This is a genomic window from Fibrobacter sp. UWH6, assembly GCF_900142465.1.
GTDB lineage: Bacteria > Fibrobacterota > Fibrobacteria > Fibrobacterales > Fibrobacteraceae > Fibrobacter.
In genome coordinates this window covers 1-22,818 of sequence record NZ_FRAX01000007.1, presented here as the reverse complement: position 1 = coordinate 22,818, position 22,818 = coordinate 1, and the positions used below count along the sequence as shown (strand labels likewise).

At 49.5% G+C, this 22,818-nt stretch carries 21 protein-coding genes; 9 read left to right on the top strand and 12 right to left on the bottom strand.

Annotation, left to right across the window (positions count from 1 at the left end; genetic code table 11):
- Positions 1–15: 15 nt before the first annotated feature.
- Positions 16–1,017 (bottom strand): peptidylprolyl isomerase, encoded by a 1,002-nt coding sequence (locus BUB73_RS07785; RefSeq protein WP_073238204.1) that lies wholly within the window; start codon positions 1,015–1,017, stop codon positions 16–18.
- A 165-nt stretch (positions 1,018–1,182) separates the two neighbouring features.
- Between BUB73_RS07785 and BUB73_RS07780 the strand changes: the two genes are divergently transcribed.
- Positions 1,183–1,980: a J domain-containing protein gene (locus BUB73_RS07780; RefSeq protein ID WP_112132464.1), complete on the top strand. Its 798-nt coding sequence runs from the start codon at positions 1,183–1,185 to the stop codon at positions 1,978–1,980.
- Between the two features lie 86 nt (positions 1,981–2,066).
- On the opposite strand, the gene BUB73_RS07775 is transcribed toward BUB73_RS07780, so the two are convergent.
- Entirely contained in the window at positions 2,067–2,744 is a 678-nt protein-coding gene (locus BUB73_RS07775) for a trimeric intracellular cation channel family protein (RefSeq protein ID WP_083539694.1), read from the bottom strand.
- Here BUB73_RS07775 and BUB73_RS07770 point away from each other — a divergent pair.
- Positions 2,743–3,081 carry a hypothetical protein gene (locus BUB73_RS07770; RefSeq protein WP_073284859.1) on the top strand — a complete coding sequence of 113 codons (339 nt, stop codon included), beginning with the start codon at positions 2,743–2,745 and terminating at the stop codon, positions 3,079–3,081. The two genes, BUB73_RS07775 and BUB73_RS07770, sit on opposite strands and share 2 nt — an antisense overlap.
- On the top strand, positions 3,033–3,806 hold the full coding sequence (locus BUB73_RS17235) for a J domain-containing protein (protein WP_073284856.1): 774 nt from the start codon (positions 3,033–3,035) through the stop codon (positions 3,804–3,806). The genes BUB73_RS07770 and BUB73_RS17235 overlap by 49 nt, the downstream gene beginning before the upstream one ends.
- 44 nt (positions 3,807–3,850) lie before the next feature.
- Here BUB73_RS17235 and BUB73_RS07760 read toward each other — a convergent pair whose 3' ends face one another.
- From BUB73_RS07760 to BUB73_RS07725, 8 genes are all read right to left on the bottom strand, one after another.
- Entirely contained in the window at positions 3,851–4,750 is a 900-nt protein-coding gene (locus tag BUB73_RS07760; protein ID WP_073284853.1) for an Rpn family recombination-promoting nuclease/putative transposase, read from the bottom strand.
- 376 nt (positions 4,751–5,126) lie between these two features.
- Positions 5,127–5,888 (bottom strand): FISUMP domain-containing protein, encoded by a 762-nt coding sequence (locus BUB73_RS07755; RefSeq protein WP_073284850.1) that lies wholly within the window; start codon positions 5,886–5,888, stop codon positions 5,127–5,129.
- Positions 5,843–6,421 (bottom strand): hypothetical protein, encoded by a 579-nt coding sequence (locus tag BUB73_RS16895; RefSeq protein WP_139259152.1) that lies wholly within the window; start codon positions 6,419–6,421, stop codon positions 5,843–5,845. The genes BUB73_RS07755 and BUB73_RS16895 overlap by 46 nt, the downstream gene beginning before the upstream one ends.
- A 228-nt stretch (positions 6,422–6,649) precedes the next feature.
- Positions 6,650–9,163 carry a glycoside hydrolase family 94 protein gene (locus BUB73_RS07745; protein WP_073284844.1) on the bottom strand — a complete coding sequence of 838 codons (2,514 nt, stop codon included), beginning with the start codon at positions 9,161–9,163 and terminating at the stop codon, positions 6,650–6,652.
- 99 nt (positions 9,164–9,262) lie between these two features.
- Complete coding sequence (locus BUB73_RS07740; protein WP_073160938.1) at positions 9,263–9,886, bottom strand: PadR family transcriptional regulator; 624 nt, start codon at positions 9,884–9,886, stop codon at positions 9,263–9,265.
- Between the two features lie 185 nt (positions 9,887–10,071).
- Entirely contained in the window at positions 10,072–11,247 is a 1,176-nt protein-coding gene (locus BUB73_RS07735; protein ID WP_139258435.1) for a multidrug effflux MFS transporter, read from the bottom strand.
- A gap of 516 nt (positions 11,248–11,763) precedes the next feature.
- Complete coding sequence (locus BUB73_RS07730) at positions 11,764–12,324, bottom strand: PDDEXK family nuclease (RefSeq protein WP_175552194.1); 561 nt, start codon at positions 12,322–12,324, stop codon at positions 11,764–11,766.
- 488 nt (positions 12,325–12,812) lie between these two features.
- Positions 12,813–14,675: a phosphoenolpyruvate carboxykinase (GTP) gene (locus BUB73_RS07725; RefSeq protein WP_073160944.1), complete on the bottom strand. Its 1,863-nt coding sequence runs from the start codon at positions 14,673–14,675 to the stop codon at positions 12,813–12,815.
- 333 nt (positions 14,676–15,008) lie between these two features.
- Here BUB73_RS07725 and glgC point away from each other — a divergent pair, with 333 nt between their 5' ends.
- The 6 genes from glgC (at position 15,009) to BUB73_RS07695 (ending at position 20,874) form a co-directional block, all read left to right on the top strand.
- On the top strand, positions 15,009–16,259 hold the full coding sequence (gene glgC, locus BUB73_RS07720; RefSeq protein WP_073238817.1) for a glucose-1-phosphate adenylyltransferase: 1,251 nt from the start codon (positions 15,009–15,011) through the stop codon (positions 16,257–16,259).
- A gap of 193 nt (positions 16,260–16,452) precedes the next feature.
- The gene (locus BUB73_RS07715) at positions 16,453–17,259 is read left to right on the top strand and encodes a NifU family protein (protein ID WP_073160948.1); all 807 of its coding nucleotides are present in this window, start codon (positions 16,453–16,455) and stop codon (positions 17,257–17,259) included.
- A gap of 129 nt (positions 17,260–17,388) precedes the next feature.
- Entirely contained in the window at positions 17,389–18,441 is a 1,053-nt protein-coding gene (locus BUB73_RS07710) for an IMP cyclohydrolase (protein WP_073160950.1), read from the top strand.
- 62 nt (positions 18,442–18,503) lie between these two features.
- Positions 18,504–18,959 carry a hypothetical protein gene (locus tag BUB73_RS07705; RefSeq protein WP_073160952.1) on the top strand — a complete coding sequence of 152 codons (456 nt, stop codon included), beginning with the start codon at positions 18,504–18,506 and terminating at the stop codon, positions 18,957–18,959.
- On the top strand, positions 18,959–20,335 hold the full coding sequence (trmFO, locus tag BUB73_RS07700; protein WP_073284839.1) for a methylenetetrahydrofolate--tRNA-(uracil(54)-C(5))-methyltransferase (FADH(2)-oxidizing) TrmFO: 1,377 nt from the start codon (positions 18,959–18,961) through the stop codon (positions 20,333–20,335). Before BUB73_RS07705 ends, trmFO begins: the two co-directional genes overlap by 1 nt.
- 122 nt (positions 20,336–20,457) lie before the next feature.
- Positions 20,458–20,874 (top strand): hypothetical protein, encoded by a 417-nt coding sequence (locus BUB73_RS07695; protein WP_139259151.1) that lies wholly within the window; start codon positions 20,458–20,460, stop codon positions 20,872–20,874.
- 65 nt (positions 20,875–20,939) lie between these two features.
- On the opposite strand, the gene BUB73_RS07690 is transcribed toward BUB73_RS07695, so the two are convergent.
- Positions 20,940–22,010 (bottom strand): alpha-hydroxy-acid oxidizing protein, encoded by a 1,071-nt coding sequence (locus BUB73_RS07690; RefSeq protein ID WP_073284836.1) that lies wholly within the window; start codon positions 22,008–22,010, stop codon positions 20,940–20,942.
- Between the two features lie 7 nt (positions 22,011–22,017).
- Positions 22,018–22,524: a hypothetical protein gene (locus BUB73_RS07685; RefSeq protein WP_101479231.1), complete on the bottom strand. Its 507-nt coding sequence runs from the start codon at positions 22,522–22,524 to the stop codon at positions 22,018–22,020.
- Between the last annotated feature and the right edge of the window lie 294 nt (positions 22,525–22,818).

Here is a 22,818-nt window from a genome sequence, read left to right as displayed (position 1 = left end):
TAAACCGTAAGCGGATTAGTTATTGCCGCCGATTGCCTGAGGCGGAGTGTACTTGGCATCAAGGTACTGAACCTTGTAAGTCTTGCCAAGGCCATCCAGGTAAGCCTTCAGCTGAGCCTGGCGATCCTGTTCAGCCTGCACGCGCAGGATGTAGTCAATCTGGTGCTTGTAGCTATCATACTTACCGTCATTACGTTCGGTAAGCATAAAGATTGCAACGCCGTCCTTGTCGGTGTAGACTTCGGTAATTTCGCCCACCTTGATCTTGGCAATGGCCTTGCCCAGAGCGTCGTTACCCTTAACGAACTTGGGAACCACACCGCCGGTCTTCTTGGCAGTCTGGTCGTCGCTGTACATGGCAGCCAGCTGTGCGAAGGTAGCCTTCTTGGAGCGAACCTGTGCTGCAAGACCCTTCAGCATATCCTTGGCGTCAGCCACTTCCTGAGCAGACTTGCCTTTGGTGCTGATCACGATACGGGCACCGCTAACAGAGTCGTTAATGGCAACCTTAGACTTGTTCAGTTCCCAGAAAGCTTCACGCTGCTTTTCGGTAGGATCCTTAGGATACGGAACCTTCTTTTCGAGAATAGCTTCGCTCTTCAGCTGATCTTCGATCTTTTCCTTGAACTGAGCCATGGTGGTGTTGGACTTCTTCAGTTCCTTCTGGAAAGCGTCTTCGCTGGGGAACTGAGCCTTGAAAAGCTTGGTCAGGCTGTCGACCTTGGCCGCCGGAACCTTAATGCCCTGCTTCTTGCATTCCAGCTTGATAAGTTCCTGGCCAACCAGGTTGTCGATGACTGCGTAACGGAGCTGTGTCATCGTCTGGTCGTCAATCTTCTTGCCGCGGAACTGCTGTTCGCCGAGCATCTTGGCAAGGCTATCGATCTTGCCTGCAGAAATACCAGTCTTTTCGACACGAATCACATCCAGGCTCTTGGAATTCATCAACTGTGCAGAAGCGATGCTAGCAGTCAAAAGCAGAGCGGCAGCACCACGAGAAATCAATTTAAGGGACATTATATCATCCTTGTTAAAAATTTTCCGACAATAAAGATAGCAAAAAAGAAGATGGGAAAGTCGCAAGACAAGGGCGTTGAACTTGTTTTCATTATTTTTCGTTAATAAGGGATGTAATTTTTTATTTTTCGCAGACAAGGAACGCAAACCTATAAGGAGAACATCGTGGAGCTGCAGCACAAGGATAGCACCCAAAGCAAGGGAACCTGCACATGTTCCTGGTGCAAGGGTTCAGGAAAGCGTGGTCGTAGAACGTGCCCGGATTGCAATGGTTTAGGAACCCTTTACCTGGTGGACTGCCCCGACTGCCTTGGAACCGGAGTTTCAAGAGACAGAGGCGTCTGCAAAACCTGCAAGGGCAAGAAAGCCGTCTCCAGCGTAGAAGCCGATAGAATCCATACAGCACGAGAAAAATACGACGGCTACTTGCAAAATCCCGCAGGCGTGTTCTTCAAATCCATCGCCTGCTATATCGCGATCGCCTTTACCGCCAGATCGGTATGGGACCAGATGTGCGTCACTCTAGAGTTCCTTTTTGATGCGGAGATGATATTCCCCTCCGGATTCATATTGCTCTTGGCACTAAGCATTCTCTTCAAACAATGGAATAACCTTATCAAGGGCTCCACCAACGATGCCGACGGTTCAAAACCGCGCACCATAGGAACAGTCCTTTTTATCGTGGGAATCCTGACCGCCATCATTGCAGGCCCCGTTACGTCAGACGGATTCGGCTGGATGGAAAGCAAGGCCAAAAACACTCTTAACGACAAAATCCTTAAGTCTAGTTCAGTCCAATGCCTAGAGGTAGAATTATCCAGAAAGGTCGACTACACCTACTTCGGCAAGGCCAAAATGAGTAACGGAGAATCAAAGGATATTGTCGCCCGATTCGTGAAGACAGGACGTTCCCACACCAGGCACAGTCATCTAAAATTCAAAGTAACGGTCGACCTTCTGTAAAGAATCAAACAAACAACATAACAAAGCAAGCCTGTCAGAAAAGACAGGCTTGTTTTGTTTGATAAAAAAGTCAAATTTTGAACGATCTAAAATGTTTTTTCACGTGTCTTAGGCAATTCAAGTTTTTTGCGCATGGCCAAAAGACGAAGGCTAAAGGTAAAAGCCGTAGTGATTAAAATTCGCGGAGTACTGCCCAGGTTGGCAAACTCTAACACATAAAACAATATACCGCCAATCAGGGCCGCCGTTGCATAAAAGTCGCTTTTTAGCACCTGGGGGATTTCGCTGACCAGCAAATCGCGAATCAACCCACCACCAGCCGCAGTAATGGCGGCAAACAAAATAACAGAGTAAGGTCCAGCCGCCATAGCGCTAGCCTTTGCTGCACCAACCGCAGTAAAGAAGCCTAGCCCCAAGGCATCGGCCACAAGAATAAAAACTCGGATTTTCCGAATCTTCTTGCGCATGAGCAAGTAGAAAAAAGCTCCCACGATGCAAATAGGAAAATAAATCGGATTGGTCAGAGCCGCTGGCGGAGTAGCCCCCAGCATCACATCGCGCAGGATACCTCCCCCAACTCCCGTAACCGTGGCGAGAACAATAAGGCCAAGCCAGTCCAGCCTGTAACGAACAGCCTTTTCAGCCCCCGAAATCGCGAAGGCGAAAGTACCCAGAATATCAAGAACCATGAGAAGCATAAGCGAACGCAAATATAGAAATAAACTATCTTGAGTTCGTTGGGAAAAGGAGTCGCAATCAGCCATGATCAACCAGGTAAATCTGAAAGACGAAAAGTATTTGCAGGAGTACGAAGCACAAATTAACAAGCTTCCTCTTGAGGAACTTTACGAAATCCTGGACATGATCCAGAAAGATCCTTCCCCGGAACGAATCAACATTGTAGAAGCACGCATCCGTTACCTCGAAGAACATCCTAGCGAAGAACCTGAGGGTCTGTTCCCCGACTTGGAAGAAGATGCAGAAGATTCCATAAAAACTTCAGACTGCATCACTTGCCCTAAATGCCTCGGTCAAAAAAAAAAGAGACTTGAATGGCTGGCAAATGCAAGAAATGCGATGGAAAAGGGTTCATCCAAATAGCAATCTGCCCCGACTGTCTTGGGGAAGGCAGAGCATCCGACCAAACCATCTGTAAAACCTGCAAAGGCAAAAAGATCATTCGCGCAAACGAAGCGAAGCAGATTAAATGGTATCAAAGAATATGCTCTGAATTTGTCGCCAAGCCCGAGATTCTAGTTCTTTCCAGCCTGGCTACCATTGGAGCCTTGGCGTTCTGCGCCAGAATCCTAAGCGGGTTGTATTTTTTAGACCGGCATTTTTTGGAAACTACAGAAGGGCATTGCATCATTGCAATTCTAGTAATCGCCCTCATCTGTTTTGGAATTATAGCAGAAATACTGCTTCTTGGATCAAAGCAACTGCCCGAAAGAAATCACATCAGAAACATCTACATTCTTCTCATCATTGCCGCATTGGGAGCAATGGTCATTGCGGGCCCTATCACGGGAAGCACCTGCGTCCTGGAATACAAGGCAAAGGAATACCTGTGCAACAAGATGGAATGTACACGAGTTACAATCCATAAAGCACTATCTGTTTCCGACAGGGAACAAGAACTTCTCAAGGACCGCCTGAATTTGCACACGCCATCCTTCTACAAAGGTACCGCCTATTTCAAGAATGGCGATTCAACGGAAGTCTCTGTAATATACGACCGGACATCCCTCACCAAGCATTCACGAACAGGTCGCTCTATTCCATATTACACAATTACATATCGAATCTACGCCATTCCGGGTAAGTAGGATTGATTAAGTAATCAGCAAAATCGAATACTTTCAAATTTTACTTAAGACAGTTCCTTTTGAATCTTAAGGACCTCATCAAGAGGAAAATCGTTATCTTCGGCGATTTCCTCAACTGTAAGCTTACCACGTTTCAGAGCCTTGATTACAGCGGAATGCTTAGCTTCGGCAAGACCTTCGGCACGGATTACATCGGCTACAGACACAAAGCCGTTACGCTTGCGTTCTGCCATGATTTCTGGACGGTCCATGATAGCCTCCCTGTATTCCGAAGATGATTCCTCGCCTAAGTATAGCAAAACTTCTTGGATAAAGTTTGCGTCGATTTTATTTTTCGGGTTCGTAAAATATGCCACGGCCTTGTCCATGAGGGGCTTGTACTTTTCGGCATTGAACACATACTTCATGGCAACAAGTGTAAGCGCCACGTAAGGGTTCAGCTTGCTGAAGTCGATATCCCCCACTTCCTTGCCCACGTTGATCATCTCGATTTTGAAGGGATAGCCGATGTCGTGGAAATACTCCGGGTATTTTGCGTAAAGTTTTGCTTTGAGCGGGTTCCACTTGATTTCACCGTTATAGACGATTACAGCCACCATTGGGCAGTCGGGGCGACTGAGGCGGAACAGTTCGTAAAAGTAGTGTTCCAGCTGGGAAACCACTTCGTTATCTGGATACGACTTGTGCTCCAAAACTAGGCCAACAAAAAGTTTGGCCTTGTTGTTGGAATTCTTGATTTTGAGGGTAAAGGCAAGGTCTGCGGAGCCTTTGAGGCCATGGCGGTTGGTTTCGGTGCGTTCGGCACGCATGGTCTTGAGGTCTACCACCTGCAAAAATCGGGCTAAACTTTTGTTCTTCTTTGCGGCAAGCTTAAGCAGCGAGGCTGCGCGTTTCGGTTCCTTGAAGGCTGTCTTGAAGATGCCATCGTGGTCTTTTGTATTCATAGATTTTCCTTTCCTTGCAAACAAGCGGAAACTGCAAGGCATATTGAGTTAAGTGTGCGCGATGGATTCGCACGGAATGTAATTTAGGAAAAGTCAAATGACAAAAGATGACATTTAAAGAAAATTGAAAAAAAAAGGCTATGTTCTTTCAAAGTGCAGATGTAATATAACTATCTAAAAAAACACACCCTATTAGAAACTGAGATTTACCTACCTAAAAACTGTATCTTAGATACTTGGTCTAACCTAATTTTTGTTGGGTTAGACCATTTTTTAGTATTTTTTCAGCAAATTCAACATAAAATGGCAGTCCTACACATTAGTAGAACATAGCCTATTTTTTTGTTAAACTTTTTGATAAATAATTAGTAAAGGATTAATAATCCTTTACGCAACGAATATAAGCATGGTTTTGTTTTCCGAGAACATGTTGTTCACCGTAATACACATATTTTTCACCAACATTTATATAAAATACGGCATCAAATTCACGCTCTGTGGGGAAAAAAAAGCTTGCGTGCCCCCAATTCAGTTCATACGCTCTCATTTTGAAAAGAACCGACAAACCAAGCAAATTAGCGCCAGCCATATCCAGCGGAGCCCAGTTCACTTTCGAGGCAAGACTAAGCCCCCCTCTAGACGTAAAATTTTTCCACTCATAACCGTTCATAATATGCCAACCTTCTGGGCAAATTCCCTGATGTATGCGGGTATCGCCACCAACGGGATCTTTCCAAAGAACGGAATCATATTTGGCAGGCAACCCCATTGCCTCGCTCCAGGCATATTGACCACCCCAGCCATTATTACAAAACCATTCATCATTTAAATCACAGTATTTTTCCACCTTGTTGTCATCGCGTACAAGGACACTAGTATCTATCATCACCCCGTAATTCAAATTTTGTGCAAAGGCCTCAATCACAACACCGTCAACAATATTGCCATCATCATCATGCTTATGAAGAATTAAAGTTTTATACTTTTGATGATCACGAGGGTCTTCAAACTCTCCATATTCTGTATACTTTGTATCAAAAAGGCTATCCATATTGGGGTAGACCTTGGGTAAATCAACATAGACAATTGTATCTACAACCCAGTCGTTATTTTCACAACGATAATATTTATTCCCCAATCCTTTACAACCGTATCCCGATCACCTTCGTTACAAAAAAGATACTCAGAAGAACTCGACTCAACCACCGACGAACTACTATTCTTGCCACTTACAGAGCTAAAGTTCATTTGTTCACTACTTGAATCAGACTTAACAGACGAAGACGAGACCAGACCACCACCAGAGGATGTTTCTTTGTCCGTAACAGAACTAGAGGAGATTGCGTGTTCACCATCGCTACTGCTTGAAATTTCCGCCACAGGTTCCGGTCCGGCACCGCTGGAACTGTCGTCACAGGCTGTAAAAAAACAAAGCGCGGCAAATAAAGCACCGACAAAGATCCTTCGACTCCACTCCGTTCCGCTCAGGATGACACTAGAGGAAGAACTGCCGGGATCCTCGGTCGGAGACGAAGTTGTCAAGATTGAAGAAGACGACACTTCAGCGGGATTTTCATCCCCAGACGAACCATTCGCAGAAGTACTGTCATCGCAGGCCACAAGGCCCAAAGCAAACGCACAAGTTCCAAGAGCAAGGAATTTCTTTTTCATGAGAGACCTCTAACCCACAATTTCAAAAATATTCTACGGACAAATCTACAAACTCCAAATAAAAAAGAAGCCCGCCTTTGCAGACGAGCCTCTTTAAATCTTTCCAGATTTTTTATCCGAATTATAATTTGAATCAGAACCAAGTGAGACAAGGCGCGAGCCCCCGTAGCGTACAAGTCGTACGTGAGGGGGCGAGCAACGCCGTATCACGCAGCGTTATGGTTCAAATTATCCCAGGGTGACTTCGACCTTGTGTACGCCAGAAGTGAACACCGGTGCGATGTTGGAATCAACTTCCTTACCGTCGACGACCATCTTGGCAACGCCCTTGCAGACGTGCTTCGGGTTCTTCACGGACACTTCGTAGGTAGCGCCACGGAACTTACGGGTCACCTTGAATTCGCCCCATGCGGACGGAATGCAAGGATCAACGATCAAGCCCTTGAAGCTAGCGCGAACACCGATGATGAACTGGGTAGCAGCCTGGTAGGTCCAAGAAGAGGTACCGGAGAGCCATGCGTTACGGCCCATACCGAACTGCTTGTGTTCGTCACCGAGGATGTTCTGCGGATAGCAGTACGGTTCGGATTCGAATTCGTCAAGCTTGACGTTCTTTGCAGCGGGGTTAATCTGGTTGTAGTACTGGAATGCCTTGTCGCCACGGCCCAGGATGGTTTCAGCGATCATCACCCACGGATTGGTGTGGAGGAAGATACCGCCGTTTTCCTTTGCTCCGGGAGGATAGGTGGAGATGCCACCAACGGTCGGATCGAAGCCGCGGTAACCCGGAGTAGAGCTCTTAACGCCGTTAGCGGTGTTCAGGAGCTTGTTCAAGCTGTCCATGCCCTGCACTGCACGTTCGCCATAAGCGATACCGGACATCACAGACCAAGACTGGCTGTTACAATAGATCTTACCATACTTGGCCTTGTTGGTACCGTATGCGGTGCCGTCCTTGCCAAACCAGCGGATCCACCACTTGCCGTCCCAAGCGCAGTCGTTGAATGCCTTCTTGACATCTTCGTACCAGCCCTTGTACATTTCGACAGATTCCTTGTCGCCGAGAGTTTCGCAGATGTCCATCATTTCGAGAAGGGCCTTTGCGTACAGACCGGTGTTGAAGGAGGATTCTGCACCCAGCGGCAGGTTCATGCAGTCGTTCCAGTCAGCGAAGCCGAGGAGCGGAAGACCGTGCTTACCGAGGTGAGTGCGGCTGAAGTTGACAGAACGCTTGAGGTGTTCGAGCACGGTGCCCTTTTCACGCTGAGCGCGCTTCTTGCCAGCTTCGTAGAACGGAATTTCTTCCTTGAGGAGTTCCAGCTTGCCAGTTTCCTTGAGGTAGTTGGCAACGGTGAGAACGATCCACAGGTGGTCGTCACCATACCAGTCAGCGTAAGCCGGGTTGCCGTTTTCATCGAGCACGCCCTTCTTTTCGCGGGAGTCACCGGCGTTAGCTTCGTTGCCGTTGTCTTCTTCAAGAGCAAGCGGAGCGTACTGGTGCATAGCGTTACCTTCCGGACGCTGTACGGAGAGCAGGTTCTTAGCGAGAACCAGAGCTTCTTCCGGCATGTGGCTCATAACGCCCATGAGGTCCTGGCTGGAGTCACGGTAACCGATACCGCGGCTGGTGCCGTAGCCTAGCTGGTACAGGGACAGGTAGCGAGACCAGTTCTTGGTGGTGTGGCACTGACGAGGATTGTGCACGTTCACCATGGAGTTGAAAGCTGCATCCGGGGTTTCCACCTGGATGGTAGAGAGGTACTTGACCCAGAACTGAGCCAGATCTTCGAAAGCCTTGTCGACGTTCTTGAGGTCGCGGTACTTCTTGATAGCCTTAGCAGCAACCTTGAGAGACTGTTCCTGACCGAGCTGAGTGCAGGTACGGAAAGTCTTCTTGGCAGCGATCTTGCCAGCGTGGATCATGAGAGCTGCGATATTGTCGCCGCGGTCGCATTCGCTGTTAGAAAGTTCCTTGTTCTGGAGAGAGAGCGGATTTGCCCAGGAACCCATTTCGTTGGAGCCCAGGAACACGCGACGGTCGCCGTCGAAGCTCTTGATCGGGCAGTCAGCGGTAACGTAGTTCACGGCGAAATCACGCTTCATGTAAGCGTACTGTTCGAGAACGACGTGGCCAGACTTTTCGGGATGAGCCTTGAGAGTCATGGTCTGGGGAACCCAGTCAGCGTTGGTGAGCTGCTTTTCAGCTTCGAAGTGGCTGAATTCGTAAACGGGGATGATATCCACTTCCTTAGCGGCACCACCGAGGTTGGTCACCTGGATGTCCTGGAGGAGAGTGTTAGAGCCAGTCGGCACGAAGATGGTCACCTGAACGGCGAGACCGAAAGCTTCGGCATTCCAACGCATGTAGGACAGACCAACGTGGCATTCCCACTTGTCCATCTTGGTGAGGGTCGGAACTACGAACGGAGAGAAAATCTTGTAGCCCTTGCCATCCTTGACGCGGATGTACACAGTGCTTGCCTTGAAGTCAGAGCAGGGCATCTGTGCAATGTACTTGGTAATACGGTTCAGAGCCGGGTCGCCCTTGCAAACCAGGGTACCACCGGTAGTATCAACGATACCGCCGAAGTTCAGAGTACCAACATAGTTGCACCACTTGATCGGGGTTGCCGGGTTGGTGAGAACGTATTCTTTCTTAGCGTCATCGAAGTAGCCGTACTTAGCAGCGGCCTTAGCGGTCACCTTCTTTGCAACGGGCTTCTTTGTCTTTGTTGTAGCCATTTTATCTCCGTTAGAGGGGTTAGTAAAAATTTTGTTAAAAATTTAGAAATAAAAAAAAGAGGCATGAGCTTTTTAAGCCCAGGCCCCCCTTAAAAAACATTATTTTTCAGTGCTTTCTGCAGAAACTTCACCATCTTCCATGTTGAAAGGACGGCTGCCGAAGTTGATGTAGAAATAACCATCCAACTTCTTGCTGCGCAGCGGGTCACGCAGGATGCCGATAGCGGCACGCACATACTTCAGTTCAACAAGAATGTGGTCACGGCTCATGCAGTTCAAGAACGGTCCTTCGGGATACAAGGTAGGACGCGGTTCGTTGGCGATCATCTTTTCGAGAGCCTCGATTTCCTGGACCAGTCGACGTTCGTGAGCTTCCAGAGTGCGAATAACTTCCTTGTTTTCGGCACCGAACAGGAATGCAAAACCCAAGGTACGGGGATCATCATTGAAGCCGGTCAAGTGCTTCAGCACTTCCTTTCTCAGAACGTCCCTACCCTTATCGGTAATGTTGAACACCACACGTTCCGGACGGTTACCGTCGCGTTCGGTGCGGCCCTTGATGCATTCATTCTTTTCGAGAGTCGTAAGGCGGTTGTAGACCGTCGAGGTGCTCAAGTTAGCCCATCTATCAAGTTCACGTTCACGCACTTCGGTAATGATATCATAGCCGCTGCGTTCATGCTCAAGGATAAGTCCCAAAAGCACCAAGTCATAACGATTCATAGCCCAATTCCTTCTTAAAGTACCCTTACAAAGTACCACTTGCAAAACTATTCCAAGTTGTAATATAGGCTTTTTTTTAAAGAGCGAACAAGATAGTGTAATTTTTTTCGCACTTTTTTCTAATAATCTGCATTTTTCGGTGCGATTAAACAAAAAAAATGGGGCTTACCGCCCCAATAGAACCGCTAACCTTTTTTAGGCATTTTAGCCTTGGCCACCAGCATAAAGACCATGGTCAAAAATCCACCGGTCACCAGCATGGCCGAAGCACTCACGGCAATATCGCCCAAGCCAACAATCGGCGAAGCGATACCGCCCATCAGGAAGCCGGCTGCCCCCATGGCGGCGGAAGCGGTGCCAGCATTCTTGCGTTCGGCGTTCAAGGCCAGGGCGCTGGCGGGCGGCTGCATCAAACCGAACATGAAGGTCGTGACCATGAAGCTCAACTGCAACAGAGGCAGCGGCGCATGGGTCAAGAGGCAGGCGGCAACGGCAAGGCTTGCAAAGAACACACCGAAGCCCGCAATCTTGATGGCAGTGCGATCACTGCGGATCTTGCCGGAAGAGGCGCAGCCCACCGCCGTACAGAAGGCGATCAAGGCAAAGCAGAAACTAAAGCCCATGGGAGAAAGGCCATACAGTTTCTGGAAAATGAAGGGCGACGAAGCGATGTAGCCAAACAGCACGATCATGGAAGCGGAACAAACCGCAAAATAGCGGACGAACTCCCTGTTGCGGAAGACGTCTACATACAAGGTAAAGCTAGAAAGTAACGGCTTCTGACTGCGACGGCGAGGCGCAAGACTTTCCTGGAACTTCCCTGCCATAAACAGCAAGATGAAACCGTAAACGAGAAGCACCGCAAAAGTTCCCTTCCAGCTCATAAAGTTCAGCAGGAAGCCGCCCAGCACAGGTGCTGCAATAGGAGCCACCCCATTCACGGCGCTGACCATGGCCAAAAACTTTGTCAGCACCGGGCCGCGGTAACTATCGGCAGAAACAGAACGGGCGATCACGATGCCGCCAGATGCCGCAAGACCTTGAATCAAGCGGCAGATATTAAAGGTGGCAATGTCCGGGCTCACGATACAGGCCATGGTACCGAAAACGAACAGCACAAGGCAAATCAGGAGCAGTCGCTTGCGACCATACTTATCGCTAAGAGGACCAATGAACAGCTGACCGATGGAGAGCCCCAGCATACTCATGGTAAGACTCAACTGCGAAGCAGAAGGCGTCGCCTTAAAGTAGTCAGCCAGGTTCGGCAAAGCCGGCAAGTAGAGGTCTGTAACGAAGGGCCCGAAGGCAGAAAGCATTCCCAGAAGGAACATCAAGAACGTGAATTTTGATTTGGAACTCACGAATTTATCCTTATAAAATCAACAGGAGCCTTACACCAAACAGCGGTTTCTCGTTGATTTCGCGTGCCAACGATAGAAATTTTCAGAAATTCGTTCAAGGGAGTTTGCTGGCGATTCAAATGCGCGAAATCTCGCAGATTGTGCGAAACCACGCAAACTGGCGGTCTAAATGTTCAAAAAGCACTTCTTGACCGCCAAATTTTCAGTGTTTCTACCGCAGGGTGGCTGTCAAAACCACCTAAAACGACATTTTGACAGCCATTTTACCGCACAACACACGTCTTTGAGCACCATGCCACCCCAAAACTAGCGTGAACACATAAAAAATGGCGGTCTAAACGCCTAAATAACGTCTTTAGACAGCCATATTTCCACAAAATACCAGTAAATGCCCCCAAAAGTGGCGGTCAAATCCGAATAAAACCGATTTTCGACAGCCACTTCCACCTATTTTGACAGCATCTTTCGCCAAAAACACATCTTTACGCCTTACAGCTGAAACGTCCGCACAACGCCTCACAGCAGGAACTGCTGCACCAACAATTCAATGGTTTTCGAATTCACCGGGCGTACATCATTCTCCATGGTGTAAATCAAGTTGACTCCATGGATATAACCATCCATTGCATAGCTATCTAGCTTCCTAAAAGTTTTCACCTGGTAGTCCTCATCATTCATCCGCCCGAAGTGTTCCCAAATAAATTCTTCCCGAGTGCGGACGTTCAAGCATGTGAAATCCGGATAGACGACTCGCCCGCTTGATAGCCTCAACGGATATTCATAGCGGTACGGCACCCCCATCTGATTCAACATATTCGCGATGATGACTTCAGACTTTGAGCGGACTCGCTCCCCTTTGACGGTGGTCAGCAGAACTTCGTCTTCATAAAAAAGCTTCCCCTGATATTCCACCTTCTGCCAGCGTTCTGCGTAAAGATCGTCAGGTAAATAAATGGGGCAAAGAAGCTGACAACGACCAGGTCCCTGTGCAGTGAAGCTATTTTCAATTTCTAGACGATTCAATTCCTGCAAGGCAAATTTCAACGAATCTGCACCGCGGGTAAACGCCTCCGTCATAGTCTCATTGTACGACCGTTGCGCCAACCCGCAAGCCAAGTTCCTCTGCGACGTCGGGATATAAGTCCCTCTTGATCCCACCTGCTTGCTATTCTCTGCCACATGAAAATACTGATATGAACCTCGGTGGGGCGAAACCCGAAGACGACCTATCGGGAAGGTCTTAAGCGTCGCACGAATTTTCTTTGCAGCCCCCTCCATTTCACGGATGCACGATTCCAACAGCGGCATAATCTTCGGAAAAGACATCTTCTGAATTTCCATACTTCTCATTTTTCCTCCAAACAAAAAAAGCTGCACTTTCTAGGCACCCAAAATCCAGTTCGCAAACCGTTATGGGGATATAGAAAATGCAGCTTAATTGACAAATAATTTGTCGTTTAATCTGGTATGGGTAATATAAAAAAAACGGGTCGCAACCGTTAAGCTGCGAACCGTTTTAATGGCTAGATCCTTCGCCTTTCGGCTCAGGATGACACCTAAGACAATTATGCCTTGTTCAGACGATCCTGGATCATGTCGATGATGTCGTTCAGTTCCTTCGGAAGGTGAGCGCCGAACTTCGGATAGTGATTTTCCTTAACGTCAGCGAGTTCCTTCTTCCAGCCTTCAACATCAACGGAAGTGATGGCAGGGAGAGTCTTCTTGTAGCATTCAGCGAGGCCTTCAACATTGAGGGCGCCGTCTGCCGGCATCAGACCAATCGGGGTTTCCTTAGCATTGTCAACGCCGTTGCAACGGTCGAAGATCCAAGCGAGGACGCGGCTGTTGTCGCCGTAACCCGGCCACATGAAGCCACCCGGAAGTTCTGCATTGTCAGCGTCCTTACGGAACCAGTTGACGTAGAAGATCTTGGGGAGCTTGTCTTCGGTAGACTTCTTACCGATTTCGATCCAGTGCTTGAAGTAGTCACCCATATTGTAGCCGCAGAACGGGAGGATTGCGAACGGGTCGCGACGGATCTTACCGACTTCAGCAGCGTTAATGGTGGAAGCAGCGGTGATTTCGGAACCAACGATGGAGCCGAGGAACACGCCGTGGTTCCAGCTCAGGGACTGGTGAACCAGAGGAATGGTGGACGGACGACGACCGCCGAAGAGGATTGCGGAGATCGGAACGCCTGCCGGATTTTCCCATTCTTCAGCAATGCAGGGGCACTGATATGCCGGAGCGGTGAAGCGAGCATTGGGGTGAGCCATTTCTTCGCCCTTCGGAGCCTTGTCCTTGGGGAGAGCGTCACGGGTATTGCCCTTCCAGTCAACCAGCTTGCCAGTTGCAGGATAGCCGATACCTTCCCACCATACGTCGCCATCTTCAGTGAGTGCGCAGTTGGTGTAGATGGTGTTCTTTTCAGCAGAGATAAGAGCGTTCTTGTTGGATTCTGCGGAGGTGCCCGGAGCAACGCCGAAGAAGCCAGCTTCAGGGTTGATAGCGTAGAGACGGCCATCAGCACCAAACTTCATCCATGCAATATCGTCACCGATGGTTTCGACCTTCCAGCCCGGGATAGTCGGGATGAGCATAGCGAGGTTGGTCTTACCGCAAGCAGACGGGAATGCGCCAGTTACGTACTTAACTTCGCCCTTCGGGTTGGTGAGCTTGAGGATGAGCATGTGTTCAGCGAGCCAGCCTTCGTCGCGAGCGAGAACGGTAGCGATACGGAGAGCGAAGCACTTCTTGCCGAGCAGAGCGTTTCCACCGTAACCGGAACCGTAGGACCACACGAGGTGTTCTTCCGGGAACTGGGAGATGTACTTGAATTCAACGTCAGCGCAGGGCCAGATGCCGTTGTCCTTTTCGCCGTTGTTGAGCGGCTTACCAACAGAGTGGAGGCACGGAACGAAGTCAGCGTTCGGGTCAGCATTGAAGATATCGAGAACCTTCTTGCCGGCGCGAGTCATGATGTCCATGTTGAGAACGACGTATTCGGAGTCAGTGATTTCGATACCGTTCTTGGAGATTGCAGAACCGAGGGGGCCCATGCAGAACGGAATCACGTACATGGTACGGCCGTGCATACAACCCTTGTAGAGACCGGACATGGTCTTCTTCAGTTCAACCGGGTCGATCCAGTGGTTGGTCGGACCTGCGTCTTCTTCCTTAACAGAAGAGATGAAGGTACGGGATTCAACACGAGCCACGTCAGACGGGAGAGAACGGAACAGGTAGCAGTTTTCCTTCTTAGCGAGCTTAGTAGCGAGACCAGCGTCAACGCACTTCTGCATAAGAGTGTTGTATTCTTCAACGGAACCGTCGGTAACAACAACGTTATCCGGTTCGCACATTGCGATGACTTCTTCAACCCAAGCCTTGATCTTCGGGTGCTTGATGTCGTTCAGAGTAAGAGACATTATGAGCTCCTATTTGGTTAATGTTAAGGCGACCTGGACACGTTTTGCGCACAATTCGCCCTTTCGAGAATTTTCGAACGCTGAAAATGTATAAAAAAATCGGGTACGTCAAACGAGTTTTTTGTGAAAATGTGAGAAAAATCCTGTCCCGACCGCCCCCTGCAGTACGAGCCGAACCTATCGCATCCCCGTTTTAAAGTCTACTATTCCTGTATGAAATAAAAAATCTTACAAAAAAATTATTGTTTTTTCGCAAGAATCTCCCATTTTAGGCGAAAAATTGATAGATTAGGCAAGTAAATTTTTTCAAGCCATCTAACTACACGAGGCAATATGAGCTGGTCCTATTCTAGAGAACACCAGAAAAACATTCTCTGCATGATCATGGCCGGTGGCCAGGGCAGCCGTCTGCAGCCCCTCACCCGCGACCGTGCAAAGCCTGCCGTTCATTTCGGCGGTACTTACCGTATTATCGACTTCGTTCTGAACAACTTCATCAACTCCGGCATCTTCAAGATCAAGGTTTTGACCCAGTTCAAGTCCGACTCTCTGAACAAGCACATTTCTGCTGCCTGGAACCTGAACGCCAGCCTGGACCAGTACGTGGACCTGGTTCCCGCCCAGATGCGTACCGGCGATGACTGGTATAAGGGAACTGCTGACGCAATCTTCCAGAACATCAACCTGATTACTGACGAACGTCCGGACCTGGTGGCAATCTTCGGTGGTGACCACATCTATAAGATGGACATCAACCAGATGATCGACTTCCACCTGTCCCGCGCAGCCCTCCTGACTATCGCCGCCATTCCCGTTCCGGTTTCCGAAGCTAGCGAATTCGGCATTATCGAAGTGGACCAGGACAACCGTATGATCGGTTTCGAAGAAAAGCCCAAGAATCCCAAGGAAATGCCGGGCAATCCGGGTTACTGCCTGGCTTCTATGGGCAACTACATCTTCACCAGCAAGTTCCTTGTACGTGAATTGATGAAGGGTGCAGAAAGCGGCGCTACCGACTTCGGCAAGCACATCATTCCGGCCCTCTACAAGGACTATCCGGTCTACGTCTACGACTTCAACACCAACATCGTTCGCGGCGAACAGTCCCGTACCAAGGGTTACTGGCGCGACGTGGGTACTTTGGACGCCTTCTTCGAAGCGAACATGGACCTTTGCTCCGAAAATCCGCCGTTCGATCTTTACAACAACTACTGGCCTATCCGTACCTTCAACTGGAACCAGCCTCCTGCACGATTCTTCGCAGGCGATAACGAAGCTCATCAGGGCGCAGCTATTGACTCCATCGTGTCTTCCGGCTGCATCATCGGTGGCGGTACCGTGGTCAAGAGCATCCTCTCTCCGGGCGTATCCATCCAGAAGGACGCCATGGTCGAAGAAGCAATCCTCTTCCCCAACGTGACTATCGGCCCGGGCGCAAAGGTTCGCAGAGCCATTATCGAAAAGGGTCTGCATATTCCGGCCGGTTTCGAAATCGGCTACGACCTGGAACGCGACCGCAAGCTGTTCCACGTGACCGAATCCGGCATTGTGGTTCTCGCCAAGGACACGATTATTAAAGCTTAAAGGTTAAAGGTTAAAGGTTAAAGGTTAAAGAATGCCCCGCGAAAGCGGGGCTTTATTCGTTTAATCGCTGCTGCCGGAGCTGCGAGAGCTACCCCCGCGTGGGCTCCATAAAAAGAAAAAAGAACGGTTCTTCGAGCCTACGGACAAGAGGCGAAAGGATTTCTCTAAAGAAAAATTTCTAACTTTTTAGCGTATGAGTGAAGATGTAACAAGCACACTTTCCCAAAAGGTGCAAGATATTGCAAAGTCCCCCAAGTATCGCGGGGCAATCTTCCAGATCGAGGCCGACGAAAAGGGCCTGGCACTGGTGGATGTGAAGGAAGCAAGTCTCAAGGTCTACCTGATGATCGACCCGGACTGCGACAAGATTCTCGAAACACGTTTCTTTACCTATGGCGGTCCGGTATTCACGGCCCTGGCAGACACATTCTGCAAGAAGATCCAGATGGTGACTGTAGACGACGCCTGCAAGATTACCGCAGAATCTATCGAAGAAGAATTGCGAGACGTTCCCGAAGTTCGAGCCATTGCAGCAGACGCTCCTGAAATCGGTCAGATGAACAAGCTGATTGCAAGAATTCTTGAGGAATACCCCGAGAAGAAGGCTACAGCCATCATCATCCGCGAAAAGATGGAACGCATCAAGTACCGCACCCAGACCGCAGAAGGTCGAGCCGAAGCCGATGCCGAATGGAACGCCATGACCAAGATCCAGCAGATCGAAAAGATCGAGGAATGGCTCCACAAGTCTGTCCGCGGAACGCTGCAGGGCGACGGTGGCGACCTCGAAATTCTGGACCTGGTAGACGGCAACCGCCTGAAGATCCGTTTCCAGGGAGCATGCGCCGGCTGTGGTAGTGCCATGGGCGGAACCTTGTTCTACATCGAAGACGAACTAAAGAACAATGTCTATTATAATCTGGTTGTAGAACCCGAAGACCCCCTGGATAACATCAACCCGGATGCCTCCGTATTCGGCGGTGAACCTTCTGAAACCTAAAGGTTTCAATTATGAATTACGAAGTACGAGATATAGGCTTTCACAAGTGCGGCAGCGCCGTCAAACAAAATCTCATAATTCATAATTTATAACTCATAATTTTATTAACTAACCCCCAAAGAGGATAATATGTCTGAAGAACTGAATCTCAAATTCGTTGACCCGGTACCCATGCGCTATGGTGAAAACTCTCACCAGTCCGCCGTGTTCTACCGCGACCCCACTTGCACCGAAGCTAGCCTGGCTACCGCTAAGCAGCACTGGGGCAAGGAACTGTCCTACAACAACATTGTTGACGCAGACGCAGCCCTGGAAATGGCTCGCGAATTTGCAGGTTCCAATGCAGTCGTGATCGTTAAGCACATGAACCCCTGTGGCCTGGCTACCGGCGAAAACCTCCGCGAAGCTATGGAAGCTGCATGGGCAGGTGATCCGGTGTCCGCTTTCGGTTCCGTGATCGCTGTTACCTCCAAGGTTGACCTGAACACTGCCGAATTCCTCAAGGGCAAGTTCGTGGAAATCCTCCTCGCTCCGGCATTCGACGACGACGCTCTCGAATTCCTGAAGAACAAGTCCAAGGACATCCGCCTCCTGGAAGTTGGCGAAATCAAGAAGGCCACCACTTGCAAGGTTTACAAGCATGTGATCGGCGGTATGCTGGTTCAGGATCGCGACGTTGACGTTTACGAAAAGTTCGAAACCGTTACCAAGGCTCAGTTCCCGAAGAACAAGGAAGACCTGGCCCGCTTCACCTGGATCGTTACCAAGCACACCAAGTCTAACGCCATTGTCATGGGTTACGAATACAAGCCCGGTTACTTCCAGATCATGGGTCTTGGCCCCGGTCAGCCCAACCGCATCGACTCCAACCTCCGCCTCTGCCAGCCCCGCGTTCGCGACAACGTGGCCCGCATGGAAGAAGCCAAGGAATTCTTCGACGCCGAAGGCAAGCTGATCAACGAAGCTGGTCTCAAGGCTCTGGAAGCCAAGGTGTTCAGCGAAGTCGTTATGGGCTCCGACGCCTTCTTCCCGTTCCCGGATAACGTTGAAGCCGCTCACGACGCTGGCGTTCGCTACATCGTGCAGCCGGGTGGTTCCAAGAAGGACGACCTGTCTATCGAAATGTGCGACAAGTTCGGCATGGCCATGGTCTTCACCGGCATGCGTCACTTCCGCCACTAATTTCATTAATCAGTTGCGTCGCCTCGTGCGGCGCGACTCTTTCGAATTTTTAATAGGTATCCATGATTCCAGTATCCCAAAGGGAAGCAAACCAGAAAGAAAAAGATTTGTACTACGCTGTACTTTCTTTTTTGAAGAAGATTCGTAAGGCCGGCAAGACAACCGACAAGGAATGGAACGAATACCGCTCCAGTCTAAAGGGTATCGCCGCTAACTCCGACATGGGCCGCGCCGCAGACATGTGGACTATGGACAACCTGGACCAGTTCCAGCCCGACAAGTCTCAGCTTCCTCCCCTAAACGACATGGAAACCATCGCACGGGTTTCGCCCGAATTTCTGTCCCAGCTGATGGAAGCACTCTATTACGGCATGCTGAACATCACCCAGGCCAATATGATTTCTGATGAAATCCAGGATGCTGATCCAGATTGCGTCACCTCGGCATCTCTCGAAGAACTTCTTGTGAAGCTCTGGATCGGAAACGCCAAGACTTACAGAAAAATGGTGATGAACTAATGACTCAGAAAGTTCGTGTGATTGGTGGCGGTCTCGCCGGTTGTGAAGCCGCATTGCAGTTGGCAAGCCGCGGTTTTGACGTTCACCTTTATGAAATGCGCCCGGTAAAGCCTACCCCCGCCCATCGTGACGGCCACTTGGCCCAGCTGGTCTGCTCCAACAGCTTTAAGGCCCTCGGTGTCACAAGTGCCCACGGACTTCTGAAACAGGAACTGAGAATGCTGGGCAGTTTTCTCATGGAATGCGCCGCCGAAGCAGCCGTTCCCGCAGGCGATTCCTTGACCGTAAATCGCGACATCTTTAGCGAACTGGTAGAAGCACGCATCGCGGCCTGCCCAAACATTACCATGCACCGCGAAGAAGTGACGTCGCTTGAAGGCGACTGCCCTACCCTAGTGGCCGCAGGCCCCCTAGCCAGCGATACTCTAGCCGACGATATTTTCAAGCGTCTAGGCAGCGACCGTCTGCACTTTTACGACGCCATCGCTCCCGTGGTAGAAACCGACTCCATCGACTTTGACCACGCCTTCTATATGAACCGCTGGGAAAAGGGCGAAACCGCAGACTTCATCAACTGCCCCCTAGATCGCGAAACCTACGAGAAATTCGTGGCCGCCCTTGTGGACGCAGAATCTGTGGAACCCCGCCCCTACGAAAAGCACGAACTGTTCGAAGGCTGCCTGCCTGTAGAAGAACTGGCCCGCCGCGGTTACGAAACTTTGCGCCACGGTCCCATGCGCCCCATCGGTCTGGGCCTTGGCAACAACGGCAAACTTTGGTACGCTGTAATCCAGCTCCGCGCCGAAAACAAGCAGAAGACTTTGTACAACATGGTAGGCTTCCAGACTCGCCTCAAGTGGGGCACCCAGAAGGAAATCTTCACCATGGTGCCGGCCCTGAAGAACGCCAACTTTGCACGCCTGGGCTGCATGCACCGCAACACCTTCATCGATTCACCCAAGTTCCTGGACAAGACTTTGCGCCTGCGCCCGGAACTGGAATGCGCCAAGGATATTCCGCCTACTTGGTTTGCCGGCCAGATTACAGGTTCCGAAGGTTACACCGAAGCAGTTGCCACCGGTTTGTACGCCGCATGGAACATGGCACAGACGCTGTTGCACGGCGCCGCCGACCCGCTGCCGGATGAAAGTTGCATCGGTGCCCTGATGAACCGCCTGGTAGAAGAAAACGAAGATTTCCAGCCCATGAATTTCAACTTCGGCCTCCTCCCCCATCACGAAGGCCTGAAGAAAAAGAACAAGAAGGAAATTCTTGGAGCCGCTGCAGAACGCGCTGTGCGCCAGTGGATCGCAGACCGCACCATCGGCAACGCAAGGTTTATTAACCCGCAAGCCGACGAGGAATGCGAAGGTTAATTCTTTTGAATAAAGCCATCATCTTCGTACTTGGTTTACTGCTTTCGTACGCATCGGCGTTCGCTAGTTCGGACCATGAACAGAATATCAGCATAAGCTATGGTTATTTCAATCTCAATGCTATGGCTATTGTGTCTGGCAACATAATATCACATGCTTTCGATAAAGATTTCGAAGATGAAGAAGTAGACTTTATAACGGCAAGTTCATTCAACATTGCCTACGGATTTGAAGTCGGAAAACTTCTTGAAACCGGTGGTTTCCTGACTTACGCATACGTCGCAAATGATATCAATATGCATACCATTTCGCTCATGCCCAAGGCAAAGTTCAATTGGGTCAACAAGACAGATTTTCGTTGTTACTCCCAGTTGGCATTCGGGGTCGCCACAATTTTTGACAGTGACACATTTGATGTTGAAGCTGTATTCCACATCTCTTTAATCGGCTTCGAATTCGGATTAGACACATCATTCTTCTTTGAACTTGGTGCTGGACAAGTCGGATCATTTTCTGCCGGCGTAAAATTCAGCTTATAAAAAAGGCTCCCTCGAGGGGAGCTTTTTTCTTATGCCATTCGCAGCACTTTGCGTTCATTGCAGATTTAGCCCATGCGGATCATAGTGCGATCAATGTCTGCAATTTTTCGGGCACCGCACATGTACATGGTGTCCTCAAGTTCAGCCTTGATTTTATCCAGGTAGCATTCAATGCCTTCCTGACCGCCGCCGTAGTAAGAAATCAGCACTGGGCGGCAAATGAGGCAGGCGTCTGCGCCCATAGCGAGAGCTTTAAAAACGTCCAGGCCAGAGCGGATTCCGCCATCCACGAGGATTTTGGTCTGGTGAGTTGCGCCGGAAGTTGCACCCGCTGCGCGACTTGCCGCGTTGGCACCCTTAACAGCGGCGACGATTTCCGGAAGAACCTCGGCGGTAGCGGGCGTATCCGACAGAACACGACCACCATGATTAGAAACGATGATGGCATCGGCACCGGCTTCCATGGCCTTCAGGGCGGTACGTGCGCTCATGATGCCCTTGACAATAAAGGGAACCTTGGCATAAGCCTTCAATTCCTGCAGATCTTCGATAGTCTTGGTTCCGCCACCCTTGCCGTTAAAAGTCTTTAAGTGCGGAAGGCCTGCGCTATCCACCACCACACACATGGCCTGCGGTAAGCAATCCTTATACAGGTCCATCAAACCCATGATACCTTCGTTGGTTCCCGGATTGAAAACAGGAATTCCATTGTTCCCATGAGCCTTGCCCGATTCAATGGCACGGTCCCAAATACGCTGGTCGCGGCCATTGCCGTAGGCATGGAAAATTCCACGAGTCTCGCAGGCGGCCATGCACTTTTCGTTGAAATCCGCCACGTCGTCGGTGGGGTTAAACTGCATGGCAATAGACCCGATAGGAGCCGTAATCAAAGGGAAACTCAACTTCAATCCCAGCAAATTGGTGCTGGTATCGATAGGTGTATTGGGCACGAAAGTGTCCACATTCAGCTTGATCTTTTTCCAAGCATTATAGTTATCGTTAGCACCGTTTCCCGGAGCCTTGGAGCCAGGGCCCGGCATAGTGTTCTTGCAGGCCAAACCGTTGCAGACAGGGCAAACCTGGCAATTGGGGCCAATGTTCTTGCGGGCGTTTTCCAAAACTTCTGAATAATTCATAAAACCTCTAACGAACAGAAGAACCCTCTAAAGCCTTCTTCCGGCGCAAACCCTCATTAACAGAAACAGTGTCACCACTTTCACACACAAAATGCTTAATGGCCCCATCCGACACAATATGATCCATATCGCAATAACCAACAGTACGCTGCAAAGCATCGAAAGTCGAGCCCACATACTTGATGCTGCAAGTCTCATTCTTCTTGCCCTTGGCCGACAAGTCGCAATACCAATGATTAAAATCAAAATAGCTCAGGTGAATTTCTTTTTCGTTGTAAATCGTTTCACCAAGACAAATATCGTTGCATTCCTGCAAGTCATCGATATAACGAACGATATTCTCTTCGCATTCAGAATACGCCCTGCCAGACAGACGCTTCACATTAAAAACAGGATCGCAATGATAAGCCGGATCGGCACAAACTCCATTGCAAGAGTCGCCAGTACTATCAGAGCATGCCCCCACCAAAACGGCAAACGAAGCAAAGCAAATACCCAATAAAATCTTATTCATACCGCCAATATATAAAATATCGACCAATCAAAAAAAAGCAGACACGGAATCCAAGCTTATTAAATGGGTGGACGTCAAAATAACAAGCGCTAACTATAAAATAAAAGGTGATGGTTTAAAGTCATCACCATATTAGCCTCCAGGAGCAAGATTTCGTCGGTATACCCTTCAAAAGATACATCTTTTGCGAAGTCCTTGTTTACGTGTTAGCCATAGAACCCTAAAAAGGAATTCTATGAATAAAACGAAAAGAAATATTCGCAAGGTTGCCATCCCGGCAGAATTCATCGGCCA

Bases quoted from the DNA above. Each gene is read 5' to 3' on its own strand.
- BUB73_RS07785 (WP_073238204.1), bottom strand. From the start codon at position 1,017: ATGTCCCTTAAATTGATTTCTCGTGGTGCTGCCGCTCTGCTTTTGACT.
- BUB73_RS07770 (WP_073284859.1), top strand. From the start codon at position 2,743: ATGATCAACCAGGTAAATCTGAAAGACGAAAAGTATTTGCAGGAGTAC.
- BUB73_RS07775 (WP_083539694.1), bottom strand. From the start codon at position 2,744: ATGGCTGATTGCGACTCCTTTTCCCAACGAACTCAAGATAGTTTATTT.
- BUB73_RS17235 (WP_073284856.1), top strand. From the start codon at position 3,033: ATGGCTGGCAAATGCAAGAAATGCGATGGAAAAGGGTTCATCCAAATA.
- BUB73_RS07760 (WP_073284853.1), bottom strand. From the start codon at position 4,750: ATGAATACAAAAGACCACGATGGCATCTTCAAGACAGCCTTCAAGGAA.
- BUB73_RS16895 (WP_139259152.1), bottom strand. From the start codon at position 6,421: ATGAAAAAGAAATTCCTTGCTCTTGGAACTTGTGCGTTTGCTTTGGGC.
- BUB73_RS07745 (WP_073284844.1), bottom strand. From the start codon at position 9,163: ATGGCTACAACAAAGACAAAGAAGCCCGTTGCAAAGAAGGTGACCGCT.
- BUB73_RS07740 (WP_073160938.1), bottom strand. From the start codon at position 9,886: ATGAATCGTTATGACTTGGTGCTTTTGGGACTTATCCTTGAGCATGAA.
- BUB73_RS07730 (WP_175552194.1), bottom strand. From the start codon at position 12,324: ATGACGGAGGCGTTTACCCGCGGTGCAGATTCGTTGAAATTTGCCTTG.
- BUB73_RS07725 (WP_073160944.1), bottom strand. From the start codon at position 14,675: ATGTCTCTTACTCTGAACGACATCAAGCACCCGAAGATCAAGGCTTGG.
- glgC (WP_073238817.1), top strand. From the start codon at position 15,009: ATGAGCTGGTCCTATTCTAGAGAACACCAGAAAAACATTCTCTGCATG.
- BUB73_RS07715 (WP_073160948.1), top strand. From the start codon at position 16,453: ATGAGTGAAGATGTAACAAGCACACTTTCCCAAAAGGTGCAAGATATT.
- BUB73_RS07710 (WP_073160950.1), top strand. From the start codon at position 17,389: ATGTCTGAAGAACTGAATCTCAAATTCGTTGACCCGGTACCCATGCGC.
- BUB73_RS07705 (WP_073160952.1), top strand. From the start codon at position 18,504: ATGATTCCAGTATCCCAAAGGGAAGCAAACCAGAAAGAAAAAGATTTG.
- trmFO (WP_073284839.1), top strand. From the start codon at position 18,959: ATGACTCAGAAAGTTCGTGTGATTGGTGGCGGTCTCGCCGGTTGTGAA.
- BUB73_RS07695 (WP_139259151.1), top strand. From the start codon at position 20,458: ATGGCTATTGTGTCTGGCAACATAATATCACATGCTTTCGATAAAGAT.
- BUB73_RS07690 (WP_073284836.1), bottom strand. From the start codon at position 22,010: ATGAATTATTCAGAAGTTTTGGAAAACGCCCGCAAGAACATTGGCCCC.
- BUB73_RS07685 (WP_101479231.1), bottom strand. From the start codon at position 22,524: ATGAATAAGATTTTATTGGGTATTTGCTTTGCTTCGTTTGCCGTTTTG.